The organism is Nocardia sp. 852002-51101_SCH5132738 (assembly GCF_001665695.1).
Classification (GTDB): domain Bacteria; phylum Actinomycetota; class Actinomycetes; order Mycobacteriales; family Mycobacteriaceae; genus Nocardia; species Nocardia nova.
Genome location: NZ_LZML01000171.1, coordinates 1 through 14,392, shown reverse-complemented (window position 1 = coordinate 14,392; position 14,392 = coordinate 1). Strand labels below are relative to the sequence as shown.

Sequence of the window (14,392 nt, the reverse complement as noted above, 5' to 3'; positions counted from 1 at the left end):
CGAAGGGCCCGGTGAAACCGATTCGCGCGGCCCCGCCGGCCCCGCCCGTCCGCCGCCGGCCCCCGGGCGATCACCCCACCGGCTGACCGGACTGCGCGCCGCGGCGGCACTGGCCGACCTCGGCCTGGCACCGGTCGCCGCCGGGGTGATCGCCCGGGGGCCGGCGGCGGACGGGCAGGGTCGGCTGGGCTGCGCGAATCGGTTTCACCGGGCGGATCGGGTTCGCGGTGCACATCGGCCTCCTTTGGTCCTCAGCGACCGCCTACCCGGGAGGACCGGGGCGAAACGACACCCCGGGTCCCGATCGAATATTCGCCGAGAGGCCGGGTAGTGCCACGGTGATCGGGTAGTGCGACGGTGACGAGCGCACGACGAACGGGCCGGAGGTGACGATGGCACGCGAGGTCGACCCCCGCTGGAGTGACCCGCCGAGTTTCCGGCGGGCGGTGCGGTATGCGGTCGGTGTGCTGGTGCTGGCGGCGATCGTCGCCGGGGTGGCCCTGGGCTGGGCGGCCTCGCGGGATCAGTGCGCGAACGCCGACCACGTGGCCTGCGATACCGCGTCCCGGCTGGCCGTGGGACTGGTGCCCGGAATCGTGTTGTTGCTGGGCGGCATCGGCGCATTCGTCATCACCGTGCGGCAGTGGCGCGGCGGGCGGCCGTGGCCGGTATGGCAGGGCGCGGGCTGGTTTCTGTTCGCGGTGATGGTCGTGTATCTGGCGATGGCGATGGCCGCCGGCTGAACCCGGCCCCTCGTTTGGAGTAGCCGGCAGCGGGTAGGTCGTGCACGCAAGCAGTCGCCTAGGTGATGACTGTCAGCGAGGAAGGAGACCATCGTGGCCAAGACCTCCACGACCACCGATCCGATCGCGACGGTGCTGGAGCCGGAACAGCAACGGATCGCCGGTGACGCGCTGTGCGCCACCGTCGTCGATCTGATCGATCTGAGCCTGATCGGCAAGCAGGCGCACTGGAATGTGATCGGCCCCCGGTTCCGCACCGTCCACCTGGCGTTGGACGAACTGGTCGAGACCGCGCGCGGCTTCACCGACGCGGCGGCCGAACGGGCCACCGCGATCGGCGTCAGCCCGGACGGGCGCGCGCACACGGTCGCGGAGAGTTCCAGCGCCGAGCCGTTCCCGGCGGGGTGGCAGCAGGACGGCGACGTGGTCAGCGCGATCGTCGCCACCCTGGCCGCGGTCGTGCGCAGGCTGCGCGAGCGGATCGACGCCTCGGAGAAGGCGGATCCGGTCACCCAGGATCTGCTCATCGATATCGCCGCCCGGTTGGAGCAACTGCATTGGATGTGGCAGGCCCAGGCCGCGTAACGCGCGCGCTGCGACGATATCTGGTTCCGGCGGCGGCCGTGCTGGCCGTCGCCGGGTGCTCGGCGCCGGGGTCGCGATTGGAAGCACCCGACGCCGTGCGGGTGACACCTATCGGGGCGATCGTGCACGCACCGGTGTGGTCCTACCGATCGGGAGCGCTCGTGGCGCTGGCGCCCGACCGCGTGGTGAAGGTGAACGGCTTGGCCGACGGCCGCGGCGACACGGTCGGTTCGGCACGCCTGCCGGGCTTGGGGCCGAACCTGCAGATCAGCCCGGTGGACGAGGGCACGGCGCTGGTCAGCGCCACCGATCGGCAGGCCGTGGCCTCGATTCGGCTGTCCGATCTGGTCGATACCGGCACGCTGTCCGCCGGACCGCGGCCGTCGTATCTCGCCCTCGATTCCGGGGAGCGGATGCTGCTGGCGCTCTCCGAGGACGGCGCCACGGTCACGCCCGTGGATCTGCACCGCCGCACCGCATGGGCGCCCACGGTCGTGAACGCGGGTCCGCAAGCCCGTCTCGACGGGGCGAACCGCAGCCGTGAAGTGGAGTTCCACATCTACGGACCGCGGGGGAGCGCGCACTACAAGGGCAGTTCCTCACCCGCGGACGAAACCGGCGCCGACGACGAACCCGTACTCGCGGCGGCGGGGGACGGCACGAAGGTCACCCGGTTGTACGTGGCGCGGCCCGGGGGCAGGCTGGTCGCCCTCGACTCCCGTCGCGACGGATCCGGAAGCGAGACGGTCGGATCCGTCGACCTGGGCGCGCCGATCCGCTATCTGGCCACCGACGACACCCGCATCTACGCCGCGACGGACCGGCAGCTGGTGGTGCTGGAAACCCGCAGCTTCGAGGGCTACGCGAACGGCACCATTCCCGTGCTGCGCCGATTCGACCTGCCGACGCGCGGAGCGCAGGGATCGGCGTGGTCGGGGATCGCCGTGGGGCCGCATCGGGTCTATCTGACCGTCCGCGACCGGCCCGAGGTAGTCTCCGTCGCCAAGCCGCAACTGTGAGAGGTGTCGCCGTGTCCGAAAACCGTGCCGGCACAGTGGATGTCGGTGAGGATCTGGATATCTTGAGTGAGCAGCTGCGGGGGTTGCGAGAGTTGGCCGCCGACCCGGATCTGACCGCGGCGGACGGCGTCGTGTACGACTTCGGCATCCGGTGGGGTGCGATGATGTCGGGACGGCTGCCGCGCGTGGTGTACTACCGCGAACGTGACGCCCTGTCCGCGGCCGACCGGGGCCGGTTCGACCGGCTGGCCGGCGAATTCGCCGCGGCCGCCGCGACGATCGAGCGCTTCCGGCTGGCCCCGGCGCGAACGGGCGGCCGGTCCGAGCCCGCCCGCTAGGCCACCGGTTCGAGCCACAACTGAGCGCGGCGCATCCGGATTCCGGTGTGCGGCACCGGACATGCGGGATTCGCGCAGGTCAGCGCGACCATATAGGAGTCGAGTTCCTCGTCGAGAAACAGGAACCCCAGATACAGCGCATCGCCGACACGGAAATCCGTTGCGCCACAGGCGGGGCAGCGTGCACGCCGTCGGTCGAGGTAGGCCAGGACGCGATCGCGTTGCCGTTCGGTCAGTTCGATGTTCTCCGGTCGCCGCGGCGGGGTCGTCGTCTGCTGGTTCGTCATATCTCGACGTCCTTGTCGTAGTAGATGTTGTCCTCCCGCCAGCCGCCCATCCCGCGGCCGATATGGGAGTAGTCGGAGACGAATTCGATCCGGTCGATCCATTTCGCCATCTTGAAACCGACCTGGTTCTCCACCCGAAGCCGAAGCGGCGCACCGTGTTCGATGGGTAGCGGCTCGCCGTTCATGCGATAGGCGAGCAGCGTCTGCGGGCTGTCGGCCAGCTCCAGATCCAGCACCTCGTAGAACTGGCCGACGCCGTCGGCGCTCGGATCGTCGCGACCGGTGTCCTGCATGGTGAGGAAGCACAGATACTTCGCGTCCGGCAACGGGCCGGCCCGGGCGACGAGTTCGCGCAGCGGCAGTCCGGTCCACTCGCCGATACTCGACCAGCCCTGTACGCAGTTGTGCAGCACCCGCTGGGTCTGCGGTTCGCCGATCGCGCGCAGATCGTCCAGGCTCAGGCGCATCGGGTGCTCGACCAGACCGCCGACGTCCAGGCGCCAATCGGCGAAATTGTGCGCGGCCATCACCTTGTACGGCAGTGCCGTGGGCGGTTTGCCGTTCACCCGATGTTCCGGCGAGAGGGCGCGGGTCGAGTAATCCTGTCGAGGTGTCAGTGGCCGGAGCAGGCCCAAACGCAGCCGGCGCACGAAGGCGCCCAGCACGCGCTGCACCGATCGCGGGTCGCGCAGGCTCCACACCGTGGCCGCGATATGCAGCAGCACGATCGCGCCGATGATCAAGAACGACAGCGCGATCGCCCAATTGATATTGCGCACCTGTCCGAAGATCATCAAGGCGCTGAGCTGGCCCCAGCTCCAGAAGAACACCATCGACACGTGGATGACGATGAACACCGCGAAGGCCAGCAGACCCAGGAAATGCAGGCTGCGCGCCGACTGCCGGCCGCCGAACATACGCACGAACCACGGAAAGCGTGCCTCCACGGCCGGTGATTGCGCTGCGCCGGTGAGTATCTGGAACGGGGCGAGCACGAAGATCACTCCGGCGTAGGCGAGTTTCTGCACCGCGTCGAACGGCTGCCCCGGCAGCAGCGGCGGCAAATTGAAACTCATGTACGTCACGATGTCGTGCCAGGCCGCGGGAAACAGCGACCACGAGGTCGGGATGTAGCGCCGCCACTGGCCGGTCGCGAACAGCAGGATGTAATAGGCGAGGCCGACGAGTATCCAGCCCGCGACCGTCGCGAAATGCCAATGTCTGCCGAGACCCAATTTCTTGTGGCCGGGCAGCGCGATCAGGGAGGGGTAGCTCTCCTCCTCGTCGAGAGTGTCGTAGAGCTTGTCGGTCGGCATCCGTTTGCGGGTGAATCGCGCCCATTCGGTGCCGGGTTTGCTGTCGTCGCGCCAGAAGAGTTTCGGGTAGCTCGACAGGATCTCCACACCGCTGCGCATCGCGAAGGTCAGAAACAGCACATTGAGCCAATGTTCGATGCGCAGCCAGGCCGGAAAATCCAAGGTGGTCATCGTGTTTCACCCCGTTCCGTTCAGTCGTGCCAGTGCTGTGCCCGCGGATGCGCCACGGTGATACCCAGCACGATCGCGGTGATCACCGCCAGGAAGGTCAGTGCGCAGACTCCGGCCACGCTGCCCGGAGCGCTGTCCCACCAGCCTCGGACCTCGGGCAGGCCGGGGAGCCCGGCGAGCCTGCTGACCACGTAAACGACCAGGAACGCGAGGCAGACGAGCCCGCCCAGGGCCCAGCCCGCGCGTGCGGTGCGGGACCCGCACACCAGCGCCGCGGCGACGACGCAGCAGGCGATCAGGAATCCGAAACCCACCCGCAGGTAGTTCGGCAGCCCCGCCTCGCGCAGCAGCACGTAAAGATGCACCCCGCCCAGACCGAGCAGCAGTGCCGCCCCGGCCGCGGTGGTGGTGCGGGGCAGGTCGACGGCGGCGTAGCGGTCCACGATCAGCGGAAGGCCACCGCGTCGAGGACGCGGCCGTCCTCGGCGGCGATGACCACCTCGTAACCGCGTTCGGTCAATCCTCTGGCGAGCTCGAACCCGATACCGCTGGATGCGCCGGTCACCAGGGCGAGGGGAGGTGTGTCGGTCATATCTCACGCCTACCCGGACCGGGCGAACACATACCTGTGCGTCGCGATCGCGGCCGTCTGTCGCCGCGCCACAGGCCCAGGTTTCGCCCGATTTCCCGCACCGGCGTGGTTGCCCGCGCCGGTGCGGGGTATGGGCTGCAGTGAGAGCCGACGACGATCAGGGGCGCTTCGCCCCGGACAGGACGCCGAACATGTCTGCAATGGATCCGGACCCGGCCAAGACTCCGGACCTGGAACCCGGTGGTGGCGTAGCCCCCGGTTCCACCCCGCCGGATACGGCACAGACCTCGGGCCTCTCGGCGCCCGAGCCGAGCACCCGTCACCATTTCCCCGCCAGCGGGGCGATGTTGATCGTCATCGTCGCGGCGATCGTACTGGTGTTCGTCGCCGTCGCGATCGCGCTGATCGTCTCCCTGGCCTGACGCTCAATCGAATTGAGGGAGGGCGCGACAGCCCGACGCATGCGTCGCCACCCGGTTCGGGTGGGACGACCTCACGAAAAATCTTTTGGCACAACATCATCGGAGAGACCGGCCGGCACCGTCCGTAAGGTCGGTGCCGGCCGTCGCGGCAGTCTCCATGCCTGCTGTGACTACCGCCCCGTCCGGAGAGACGATCCGTCGCACGCCTCGCACCGGTGCACTCCGTTGTGCGGGACCGAATTGCGGGTATCCGTCGCCGTTGACGAATAGGGCGCTACGTGCGGATCGTTCTCGGTACAGGAGAAGTACCCCGGCTGCTCGGCCGTAACCGGCGCAGTGATCGCCGATTCGAGGTGCACGCGATCAGTCGACCTCGCCGGTCCGGTCGTGCTCGGCGCCCTCCGGCGTCGGGGTGTGCGGGGGTGTGAGTTCCGGGTCGTCGTCGGCGGGTGGTTCGGGATCGCGCCACTGTTCGGCGCGGCTGGAACGGTTGCCGCGCAAGGTCCCCTGTAGTTCGTGCCGCAGTTGATCGTCCTCGCGCGCACCGTGTTTGGTGTTTCCTCGGTCCATCGTCCTCTCCTTTCGCGGATCACCGGTGTCGGAGCAGGGCAGCGACGCCGTCGGTCGGAACGGGATCTCGATCGATGGTCACGATGCCGGCGCCGGCCGCGAGCGCGGCCAGCGGCAGCGCCTCGTCGGCGCGACGGAGGTTGCTGTGGCCCGAGGGCAGGTCCGACGCCTGCACCGCGGTCGGATCCGGCCCGGCGTGCACGGCCCGGTCGCCGATGACGGCGGGGTCGATCAGCAGTGTCTCGACGTTGCGCTCGGTGAGCGCCGCAGCGACCCCGGGCAGGCCCTGCACCGCGAGTTCGTGCGCGCGGCGTTGTTCGTATCCGTCCACCAGGTCGCGAAATCGGGCTCGCGCCCGGTCCTGCAGCACCTCGGCGACCCGCCGGTCGAGGTCGGCCCGGTCGTCGTTCGCCTGCCGGGTGAAGCCGTCGAGCTGTACGACCTGCCGGTGATGTGAGGCCAGCGCGCCGACCAGCGCGGTGCGCGCGCTGATCTCGCCGGCCACCACGATCAGCCCGGCGGCGGCCCCGTCGGCCAGGCGCACCACCTCCTCGGCGGTGGCATCGATGGTCCGGCGCACCGTCTCCTCGACCCGGCTCTGCATCGAGCGATGCGACCACCCGCCACCGCGCACCTTGTGCTCCGGATGATGCGCCCCCTCGGTCCGGCGGTCGGTGCGGTGACCGTCGCCGTCGACCGTGTACAGATCGGCGCCGCGATCGTCGACCACCACGACGACGTGGGCGACGGCGGGCGGGCGCAGCTGCAGCAGCGGTAGCAGATACGGCATGTCCGACAGTCGCACGGTGGTGCGAGCGGGCGGCTCCGGCAGCGCCGCGGTGAGCAGGACACCGTCGACGTCGGCGATGACCGCCTGTCCAGCGCGCCCCGGCGGTGGATCCGACAGACCGCGCTCGACGGCGTCGAGGACGGCGCTTTCCGCACCGTCCTCGTCCAGGGTCTCGCGGACCGCGCGGCTGCGCAGCCGCTGCTGGTGCGCGGCATCCTCGGTATCGCTGACGGTCTCGATGTAGACCGATGCGAAAGGCCCTGGGCGCTCGGTCAACTCTCGTAGTCCTGAAATGGTCACGTGCGGCGGCTACCCGCACCCGCCGAGTGAAACCTCGATCCGCGCCGGAATGCGTTTGCGGGTCCGGTCGCCGGGCATCTCCGAGCCATGAACTGTGCCGGGCGGGTGAGCCGATGGATGCCGCCGATGTGACGTTCGGGGTCGAGGAGGAGTTCCTGCTGGTCGATCCCGTCTCCGGAGCCCCGGTCCCGAAGAACCGCGAGGTCGCGCGATCGGCATGCGACGCCGGTATCGATCTGCAGTTGGAGCTGACCAGCTGTCAGGTGGAAACCAGTAGTTCGGTGCATACGCGCGCGGCCGATCTGCTGCGGGAATTGCGGCAGTTGCGCGCCGCCGTGGTGCGCGCCGCGGCCGGCAACACCGCGCGACTGCTCGCGACCGGAGTGCCGCCGACCGTGCCCGACGCCTATCCGGTCACCGATACGCCGCGCTACCGCCGCATCGAGGAGCATTTCGGCATGCTCGCGCACGAACAGGGACTGTGCGGTTGCCATGTGCACGTCTCGGTGGACGATCCGGAGACCGCGGTGCAGATCAGCAATCATCTGCGGCCTTGGCTGCCGGTATTCCTTTCGCTCACAGCCAATTCTGCGGTCTACCGCGGCACCGACACGGGATACGCGAGTTGGCGCAATGTGCTGTGGCGGCGCTGGCCCAGCGCCGGCCCGCCACCGTATTTCCCATCCTGCGCCGACTACGACGCCGCGGTCGACATGATGCTGACCTGCGGCAGCATCCTCGATACCGGCATGGTCTATTGGGATATTCGCCGCTCCACGCATTTCCCGACGCTGGAGATCCGCATCAGCGACGTTCCCGTGACGGCCGAGGAATCGGCGTTGCTGGCGAGCCTGGTACGTGCCGCGGCCGTGGTCGGCCGTGCGGAGGTGCGGCGCGGCCGGCGGGCGCCCGCGGTACCGGCCGCCACCCTGCGCGCCGCCTACTGGAAGTCCGCGCGCGAAGGACTCGACGGCGACGGCGTCGATCCGCTGGACGGCCGGGTGGAACCGGCCCGCATCCGGCTGGCCCGGCTCGTCGACCATGTCACCCCGGCCTTGCGGGAACTCGAGGAGGAGCGGTTCGTGACCGAGACGATCGCCGCGGTGACGGCCCGCGGCAACGGAGCCCGGCGGCAGTCGGCCGCGCTGCGCCGCCGCGGAGCGATCGCCGACGTGGTGGACGAACTGGCCGAGGCGACCGCGGACGGCTGTTCGGTGTAGGGGAGGGTGCGTATGCGTATCGCGATCACGGGCGCGAGCGGCAATGTCGGCACGGCACTGTTGCGCGCGTTGCCCGACGCCGAGGTCGTCGCCATCGCCCGGCGGCCACCGCTCGCCGACCGGGAACCGTATGCGCGCGCACGCTGGCTCGCCTGCGATATCGGAGATCCCGCGGCCCGTCCCACGCTGGCGGCGGCCTTCGACGGGGCGGACGCGGTGGTGCACCTGGCCTGGGCGGTGCATCCGCGCCGCAGCGACCCGCCACTGGAACGCACCAACCGGATCGGCACCGACCACGTGCTGGGCGCGGTGGCCGACAGCGGCGTGGCGCATCTGACGGTCGCGTCGTCGGTGGCGGCCTATTCGCCCGCGCCGCGCTGGACCCGCGTCGACGAGCAGCAGCCCCGCGACGGCGTACCCGGCGGTGCCTACAGTCAGGGCAAGGCCGAACTGGAACGGCGGCTGGACGCCTTCGCCGGCGAACGACCGGCGGTCGGTCTCGCCCGGATCCGGCCGTGCGGCATCGCCCAATCCGACGCGGCCGCGGAACTCGGCGACTGGCTGCTCGGGCCCTGGCTGCCGCGTTCTCCGGTCGGGCGCCCGTGGTTGCCGGTGCCGCTGTGGCCGCGGCTTCGCCTGCAGCTCGTGCACGCCGAGGATGTGGCCGCGGCGATCCGGGCCATCCTGGTGCGGCGGGCCACCGGCGCGTTCGACCTGGCCGCCGAACCCGTGCTCACCCCACCCACGCTGACCGAGATATTCGGCGGATTCCGGCTGCCCGTCCCCCGCCCGGTGCTGAGCGCCGCCGCCTTCGCGGGCTGGCGAATCGGACTGCTGCCGTTGCACCCCTCCTGGCTGAAGCTGGCCGACCGGGCCTGTCTGGTCCGGGCGGAGCGGGCGCGGCGTGAACTCGATTGGCGGCCGGCGCATTCCGCGGTCGATGTGGCGACGGAGCTTGCCGCCGGTTTGCGCGAGCACACCTCCGGCGGCAGCCCGCCGTTGAATCCGGAGCCGATGCGGTTTCGCCCGGGCCGCCCGACGCATCAGGATCAGCGGCCGGACCATCGGCCGCGATGAACGCCGGTGACTGCGGAATGCCGGCGACTACGGCTCGGGGTTGTCGGGCGCGAGGGTGCCGGGCCGAGGGGTATCGATCTTGCGGGTGTCGACGTAATGGGAGGCCACCAGATCACAGAGGCGCGCCAGCGACTGTTTGTTGCGGGGCTTGAGGGCCAGGGTCTGCAGCACGTCGGGGATGAGCCGGCCCGGCCCGCGAATCACCTCCTCGCTCATGCTCACCTCGGTGGTGTCGGCATCGATCGGCGTCATCGCCAGCCGGATCCATGCCACTCCCAGCGGCCACAACTCCGCCTCCAGTTCGATGCTGTTCGGCGGGTCCACGGCCACCACCCGGGTGGCCTGCTGAGCCATCAGCGGCCAGGCGCCGACGCTGTGATGAATCCGGGAGCCGATTCGCGGCCAGTCCTGATCCACGTCGCGCATATGGGTGGACCCCACCACCCAGTGGCCGTAGGACCAGCCGTCGGCCAGCACGGCGAACACCTGCTCGGCCGAGCCGGGGACTCCCATCGTGACCTCGCCCATCAGCACACCGCCAACGCGTCGCGAATCATGTCCAGATGGTGCTGAACCACGGGCGCGGCGTTCTGTGCCAGCGCCGTGACCTGCGGGCTGCTGCCCTGCGCGGTCTCGGTGGCGCCCGCCTGCAGCGTCTGGACGTGGAAACCTTCCTGCATGTGCAGCCAGGCCAGGTCGTAGTCGCGGCCGGTCTTCATCGCCGTGTCGCGCATCTGCTGCGACTGGTCGGCGGTCGGCATCAGTGGCAGGGCGACGCCGTTCGGTATCGCGACCGCGGCGCCCATCGCCTCCAGCCGGGTGTGGTCCGCGACCAGAACGGGACCGAGATCGCGGACCTGCTGACACGTACCCATGGCCGCCGCACCGGCCCCCGACAGCATCTCGGTCATATTCCCCTGGTGGACGGCGACGAGAAAATCACTGTCCTGTGCCGACAACGCGGCCGGTTGGGCCGCGCCGACCGCGGTCGCGCCCAGGCCGAGGCCGATCGCGGCGGCGGTGGTGACCAGCAGACGATGCGGTGATCTCATGATGTGCTCCTGTTCGCCGGGTATTTGCAGGCCGGATGCCCAGCGCGGCGCGTCGTACACGTGCCGATGACGCTCACAGCACGACGGTTTCGCCGCGCGGGATCTCCACGATCCGGTCGGCCCAGCCGCGCCGGCCCATCCGGTCCCGGAAATCGACGAGCGGGGAGGCGAAGACGGTGTAGTCGTCGTAGTGCACCGGCACCGCGCGCGGCAGTCGCAGCAGGTCTACGAGTCCGGTTCCCTGCGCCCCGTCCATCGTGACGGTGAGTCCGAAGGGCAGTCGCGGCCCGGCGGGCAGCCGCCGGGAGATCAGCCCGTAACCCAGATAGGCGTGCTGGTTGCGATGCAGGAAGTTCGGGTCGGTCAGCACCGTGATCTCGCCGAAGGACAGCAGCGTCGTCGGTGATCGACAGGTCCACAGCTGTCTCCGTCCGGTCAGCGGTCGGTGTCGTAGAGGGCGCTGTGCAAGCGGGACAACAACTTTCGCCGCGGCCATCCGGTGGGCCGGGAATCGGCCAAGGCGGCGCGGGCGGCGTTGGCGCCGCAGGTGCCGTGCACGCCGCCGCCCGGATGTGCCGACGCCGAGCCCAGATACAGCCCCGGCACCACGGTTTCGGGGCGGCCGAGCCCGGGAACCGGGCGGAACACCAACTGTTGATGCAATTGGGAAGTGCCGCCGTTGACCGCGCCGCCGACGAGATTGCCGTCGGCGCCGTGCAAATCGCTGGGCCGCTGCACGATTCGTGCGTGAATCCGGCTGCCGAAGCCGGGGGCGTAGGCCTCGAGCACGGCGTCGACCCGTTCGGCCAGCAGGTCGGCCGAGGCGTCGTCGGTGACCCCGCGCGGCAGGTGGGTGTAGGCCCACGCCGATTCGGTGCCGGGCGCCGACCGGCTGGGATCGGCCGTGGTCATCTGACCGAACAGCATGAACGGCGTGTGCGGTACCACGCCGGTGCCGATATCGGTGGTCCACCGCGCCAGCCCCGCCCGGTCGGCGCCCAGATGCACCGTGCCCGCCGCCCGAAGCTGCTTCGATCGCCACGGAATCGGTTCGGAGAGCGCGTAATTCACCTTGACGGTCGGCGCGTCCCAGGTGAATCGTTCGAGATCCGCGCGCAGCCGTTGCGGCAGATCCGCGTCGGCGAGCAGCCGGGTGTAGAGCGTCGGCGCGTCGATGTCGGCGATGACGGCCTTGCGTGCCCGCACCACCTGGCCGGCGGCGGTGATCACCCCGGCGGCGCGTCCGTCGCGGATGAAAACGCGGTCCACCGGCTGGCCGCAGTGCACCCGGGCCCCCGCCGATTCGGCGCGGTGGACCAGGGCCGCACTCAGCGCCCCGGCTCCGCCCACCGGAACCGGAAATCCGCCGTCCTGGGCGAGCATGGTCAGCAGATAGCCGTAGACACCGCTGCCGGGGGCGTCCACCGGGACATCGGCATGCATCGCGTTGCCCAGGATCAGCAGTTTGGCGGCCTCGTCGTGGAACAATTCGTCGACCATCCGCCCGACCGGCAGCATCAGGAACCGCAGATAGCGGAACAGTTCGGCGGAGCCGAGATCGCGCCACAACCCGGCCGCGCCGCGCACGGGCGGGAACGGGCCGAGGAACGACCCGAGCAGATGTTCGCGCACCTGCCGCCACTGCTCGACCAGCCGCAGCCAGGTGCGGCCGTCGCGGGGATCGCGCCGAGCCAGCGCCTCGGCCGTGGCTTCGGCGTCCGGATGCACGACGGCGGCATCCGTATCCTCGGGGCTCGACGGGTGGCCGTACACGATGGGCGCTCGGCTCCACCGCAATCCGTGATCGTCCAGACCGAGGTCGCGCAGCGCCGGCGAGGCGCCGACCATCGGATAGAACGCGCTGAACAGATCCATCCGGTAGCCGGGTACCAGCTCGGCGCTGCGCACGGCGCCCCCGGCGGTGTCCTGGGTTTCCAGCACCGCCACATCCCAGCCGTGATCGGCGAGCAGCGCGGCGCTCACCAGGCCGTTGTGCCCGCCGCCGATGATCACGGCATCGACCGGCTCGGCGTCGAGCGGCGTCGAACCACCGGGGGCGGGCGAGGTCACGGGCACTCGCTACGGCCGGGGCCGGTCGACGTCCCCGCGCCACGCACCGGATTCCTGTGGGCGCGCCTCGATGAAGTCGCGGAAACGCTCGAGGTCACCCTTGACGCGGCGATCGAGTATTCCGAGCTTGTCGGCGACGTTCTCCACGAACCCGTCCGGATCGATATCCATCTGCGCGGTGACGCGCGTGGTGTCCTCGTCGAGCCGATGGAAGGTGATCACGCCCGCATGCCGGGGACCGGCCTCCGAGGTCCACGACACCCGCTCGTCGGGGTGCTGCTCGGTGATCTTCGCGTCGAATTCGCGCGTCGCGCCGGCGACGTGCACCGTCCAGTGGGTGTGCGTGTCGTCGCGCTGCTCGACCCGCTCGACGCCCTGCATGAACTGCGGGAACGATTCGAACTGGGTCCACTGGTTGTAGGCGGTGGTCACCGGTACGTGCACATCGACCGATTCGGTGACTGTTGTCATGCTGCGACCTCCTCGTGGTCTCGGTGGGCAACGCTGACGCCATACCCGCGCCACGCGCTCGTACACGGATCACTCGGGGGTGGCGCCGAGTGCGTGCGGCGCCGCGTCGCGGGTTACCAGGTCAGAACGGGTTTGACGACGCGTCCCGCGTGGTGGTCGGCCAGGGCGGTGCCGATCTCGGTGGACGGGTAGGACCGGACCAGCCGGTCGAGCGGTAGCCGCCCGGCCGTGTAGAGCTCCAGCAACTGCGGGATGAACCGCTGCGGCACGGCGTCGCCCTCCAGGCAACCGTGAATGGTCTTGCCGCCCAAAACGATCTCGCGCATGTCGAGTTGCGGGACGCCGACGCCGAGGCCGACCACCGCCACCGCGCCACCGGTGGCCAGGGCCGCCACCGCCGCGGCGAGCACCTCCGGGCGGCCGGTGGTGTCGAGGGCATGGGTGGCGCCGCCGCCGGTGAGTTCGGCGATCGTGGCGGCGGTCTCGACGTCGGCCGGGTCGAGCGCGGCGGCCGCGCCGAGTTCGAGGGCCAGCGCACGGCGATCGGCCGAGGGTTCGACGACCAGCACCGTGGTGCCGGGCAGTGTCCGCGCGGCCAGGAGTCCGGCCATACCGACCGCACCCGCGCCGTAGATCAGGATCTGCGAATCCGGTTCGGGGGCGAGCACATTCAGGATCGCGCCCGCGCCGGTCTGGAAACCGCAGCCCAGCGCGGCGGCGACGACCGGATCGGTGTCGGCGGGGACGACGATCGTGTTGTCCGCGGTGCTCAGCGCGTACCCGGCGAAACTCGACTGCCCGAAGAAACCGTCGCGCACGCGCGTGCCGTCGACGGTGATGCGGGGCGAGCGGTCGGCACGGCCGCCGAACTGGTTCAACGCGGTGGATCGCGCACAGTACGGCAGCCGGCCGAGACGGCAGTTGCGGCAGTTCCCGCAGTGCCGGAAGGTCAGCACCACCCGGTCGCCGGGCCGCACACCCGTCACCTCGGCGCCGACGGCCTCCACCACACCCGCGCCCTCGTGGCCGAGCAGCACCGGGCGGTCGGACGCGCCGGCGGCGCGGGAGACCAGATCGGTGTGGCAGATGCCCGACGCCTCGATCCGGACCAGGATCTCGTCGGCGCGCGGCTCGTCGATCGCGACGGATTCGAGGCTGAACGGAGCCCGCGGATCACGCGACAGCGCGGCAGTGGTCAGCGGCACGGCTCAGACCCGCTCGAGCAGGAAGTAGAAGAATTCGCCGCCGGCCAGCACCAATTCGGGGCGGCCGTTCATGATGCCCATCAGCGTGTTGGTGTGTCCTGAAGAGAACAGGAGGTTCGTGGTGTAGAACACGGATTTCGTTGTGCTCGTGCTGTTGTGGAGAT

19 protein-coding genes are annotated in these 14,392 nt (G+C 70.1%); 7 read left to right on the top strand and 12 right to left on the bottom strand.

Annotated features, from left to right (window positions below; all coding sequences use genetic code 11):
• Nucleotides 1–392: 392 nt before the first annotated feature.
• The 4 genes from A5789_RS26050 (at nucleotide 393) to A5789_RS26035 (ending at nucleotide 2,685) form a co-directional block, all read left to right on the top strand.
• Complete coding sequence (locus tag A5789_RS26050; protein WP_064905528.1) at nucleotides 393–743, top strand: hypothetical protein; 351 nt, start codon at nucleotides 393–395, stop codon at nucleotides 741–743.
• A 93-nt stretch (nucleotides 744–836) separates the two neighbouring features.
• Complete coding sequence (locus A5789_RS26045) at nucleotides 837–1,328, top strand: Dps family protein (RefSeq protein ID WP_063015554.1); 492 nt, start codon at nucleotides 837–839, stop codon at nucleotides 1,326–1,328.
• Complete coding sequence (locus A5789_RS26040) at nucleotides 1,307–2,347, top strand: hypothetical protein (protein ID WP_064905525.1); 1,041 nt, start codon at nucleotides 1,307–1,309, stop codon at nucleotides 2,345–2,347. Before A5789_RS26045 ends, A5789_RS26040 begins: the two co-directional genes overlap by 22 nt.
• Before the next feature lie 11 nt (nucleotides 2,348–2,358).
• The gene (locus A5789_RS26035) at nucleotides 2,359–2,685 is read left to right on the top strand and encodes a hypothetical protein (protein ID WP_146100881.1); all 327 of its coding nucleotides are present in this window, start codon (nucleotides 2,359–2,361) and stop codon (nucleotides 2,683–2,685) included.
• Here A5789_RS26035 and A5789_RS26030 read toward each other — a convergent pair.
• Genes A5789_RS26030 through A5789_RS35985 form a run of 4 tightly spaced genes read right to left on the bottom strand, consistent with a single transcriptional unit; the run spans nucleotide 2,682 to nucleotide 5,051 of the window.
• Nucleotides 2,682–2,972: a hypothetical protein gene (locus A5789_RS26030; protein WP_197516737.1), complete on the bottom strand. Its 291-nt coding sequence runs from the start codon at nucleotides 2,970–2,972 to the stop codon at nucleotides 2,682–2,684. The genes A5789_RS26035 and A5789_RS26030 overlap by 4 nt on opposite strands.
• Nucleotides 2,969–4,459, bottom strand: coding sequence for a molybdopterin-dependent oxidoreductase (locus A5789_RS26025; protein ID WP_064905523.1), 1,491 nt, complete (start codon nucleotides 4,457–4,459; stop codon nucleotides 2,969–2,971). The genes A5789_RS26030 and A5789_RS26025 overlap by 4 nt, the downstream gene beginning before the upstream one ends.
• 20 nt (nucleotides 4,460–4,479) lie before the next feature.
• Nucleotides 4,480–4,902 (bottom strand): hypothetical protein, encoded by a 423-nt coding sequence (locus A5789_RS26020; protein ID WP_063015558.1) that lies wholly within the window; start codon nucleotides 4,900–4,902, stop codon nucleotides 4,480–4,482.
• Between the two features lie 2 nt (nucleotides 4,903–4,904).
• Nucleotides 4,905–5,051 (bottom strand): SDR family NAD(P)-dependent oxidoreductase, encoded by a 147-nt coding sequence (locus A5789_RS35985; RefSeq protein ID WP_082857141.1) that lies wholly within the window; start codon nucleotides 5,049–5,051, stop codon nucleotides 4,905–4,907.
• 191 nt (nucleotides 5,052–5,242) lie between these two features.
• Here A5789_RS35985 and A5789_RS26015 point away from each other — a divergent pair, with 191 nt between their 5' ends.
• Nucleotides 5,243–5,473 (top strand): DUF6480 family protein, encoded by a 231-nt coding sequence (locus A5789_RS26015; RefSeq protein ID WP_030513833.1) that lies wholly within the window; start codon nucleotides 5,243–5,245, stop codon nucleotides 5,471–5,473.
• 363 nt (nucleotides 5,474–5,836) lie between these two features.
• On the opposite strand, the gene A5789_RS26010 is transcribed toward A5789_RS26015, so the two are convergent.
• Complete coding sequence (locus A5789_RS26010) at nucleotides 5,837–6,043, bottom strand: hypothetical protein (protein WP_064905521.1); 207 nt, start codon at nucleotides 6,041–6,043, stop codon at nucleotides 5,837–5,839.
• Nucleotides 6,044–6,062: 19 nt separating this feature from the next.
• Complete coding sequence (locus tag A5789_RS26005; protein ID WP_063910823.1) at nucleotides 6,063–7,133, bottom strand: Vms1/Ankzf1 family peptidyl-tRNA hydrolase; 1,071 nt, start codon at nucleotides 7,131–7,133, stop codon at nucleotides 6,063–6,065.
• Nucleotides 7,134–7,246: 113 nt separating this feature from the next.
• On the opposite strand from A5789_RS26005, the gene A5789_RS26000 reads away from it, so the two are divergent.
• Nucleotides 7,247–8,353, top strand: coding sequence for a glutamate--cysteine ligase (locus A5789_RS26000; protein ID WP_064905519.1), 1,107 nt, complete (start codon nucleotides 7,247–7,249; stop codon nucleotides 8,351–8,353).
• Nucleotides 8,354–8,365: 12 nt separating this feature from the next.
• Nucleotides 8,366–9,430 carry an NAD-dependent epimerase/dehydratase family protein gene (locus A5789_RS25995; protein ID WP_064905518.1) on the top strand — a complete coding sequence of 355 codons (1,065 nt, stop codon included), beginning with the start codon at nucleotides 8,366–8,368 and terminating at the stop codon, nucleotides 9,428–9,430.
• 27 nt (nucleotides 9,431–9,457) lie between these two features.
• On the opposite strand, the gene A5789_RS25990 is transcribed toward A5789_RS25995, so the two are convergent.
• The 6 genes from A5789_RS25990 to A5789_RS25965 form a co-directional block, all read right to left on the bottom strand.
• A complete protein-coding gene (locus tag A5789_RS25990; protein WP_082857147.1) occupies nucleotides 9,458–9,958 on the bottom strand; it encodes an SRPBCC family protein in 501 nt (166 codons plus the stop codon).
• Nucleotides 9,958–10,482 carry a DUF4142 domain-containing protein gene (locus A5789_RS25985; protein WP_146098665.1) on the bottom strand — a complete coding sequence of 175 codons (525 nt, stop codon included), beginning with the start codon at nucleotides 10,480–10,482 and terminating at the stop codon, nucleotides 9,958–9,960. Before A5789_RS25985 ends, A5789_RS25990 begins: the two co-directional genes overlap by 1 nt.
• Before the next feature lie 73 nt (nucleotides 10,483–10,555).
• Nucleotides 10,556–10,852, bottom strand: coding sequence for a hypothetical protein (locus A5789_RS25980; RefSeq protein ID WP_064905516.1), 297 nt, complete (start codon nucleotides 10,850–10,852; stop codon nucleotides 10,556–10,558).
• Nucleotides 10,853–10,917: 65 nt separating this feature from the next.
• Nucleotides 10,918–12,552, bottom strand: a complete 1,635-nt coding sequence (locus A5789_RS25975; protein ID WP_064905513.1) for an NAD(P)/FAD-dependent oxidoreductase — start codon at nucleotides 12,550–12,552, stop codon at nucleotides 10,918–10,920.
• Nucleotides 12,553–12,561: 9 nt separating this feature from the next.
• The gene (locus tag A5789_RS25970; RefSeq protein ID WP_063015565.1) at nucleotides 12,562–13,023 is read right to left on the bottom strand and encodes an SRPBCC family protein; all 462 of its coding nucleotides are present in this window, start codon (nucleotides 13,021–13,023) and stop codon (nucleotides 12,562–12,564) included.
• A gap of 113 nt (nucleotides 13,024–13,136) precedes the next feature.
• Complete coding sequence (locus A5789_RS25965; protein WP_064905511.1) at nucleotides 13,137–14,228, bottom strand: NAD(P)-dependent alcohol dehydrogenase; 1,092 nt, start codon at nucleotides 14,226–14,228, stop codon at nucleotides 13,137–13,139.
• Nucleotides 14,229–14,392 lie beyond the last annotated feature (164 nt).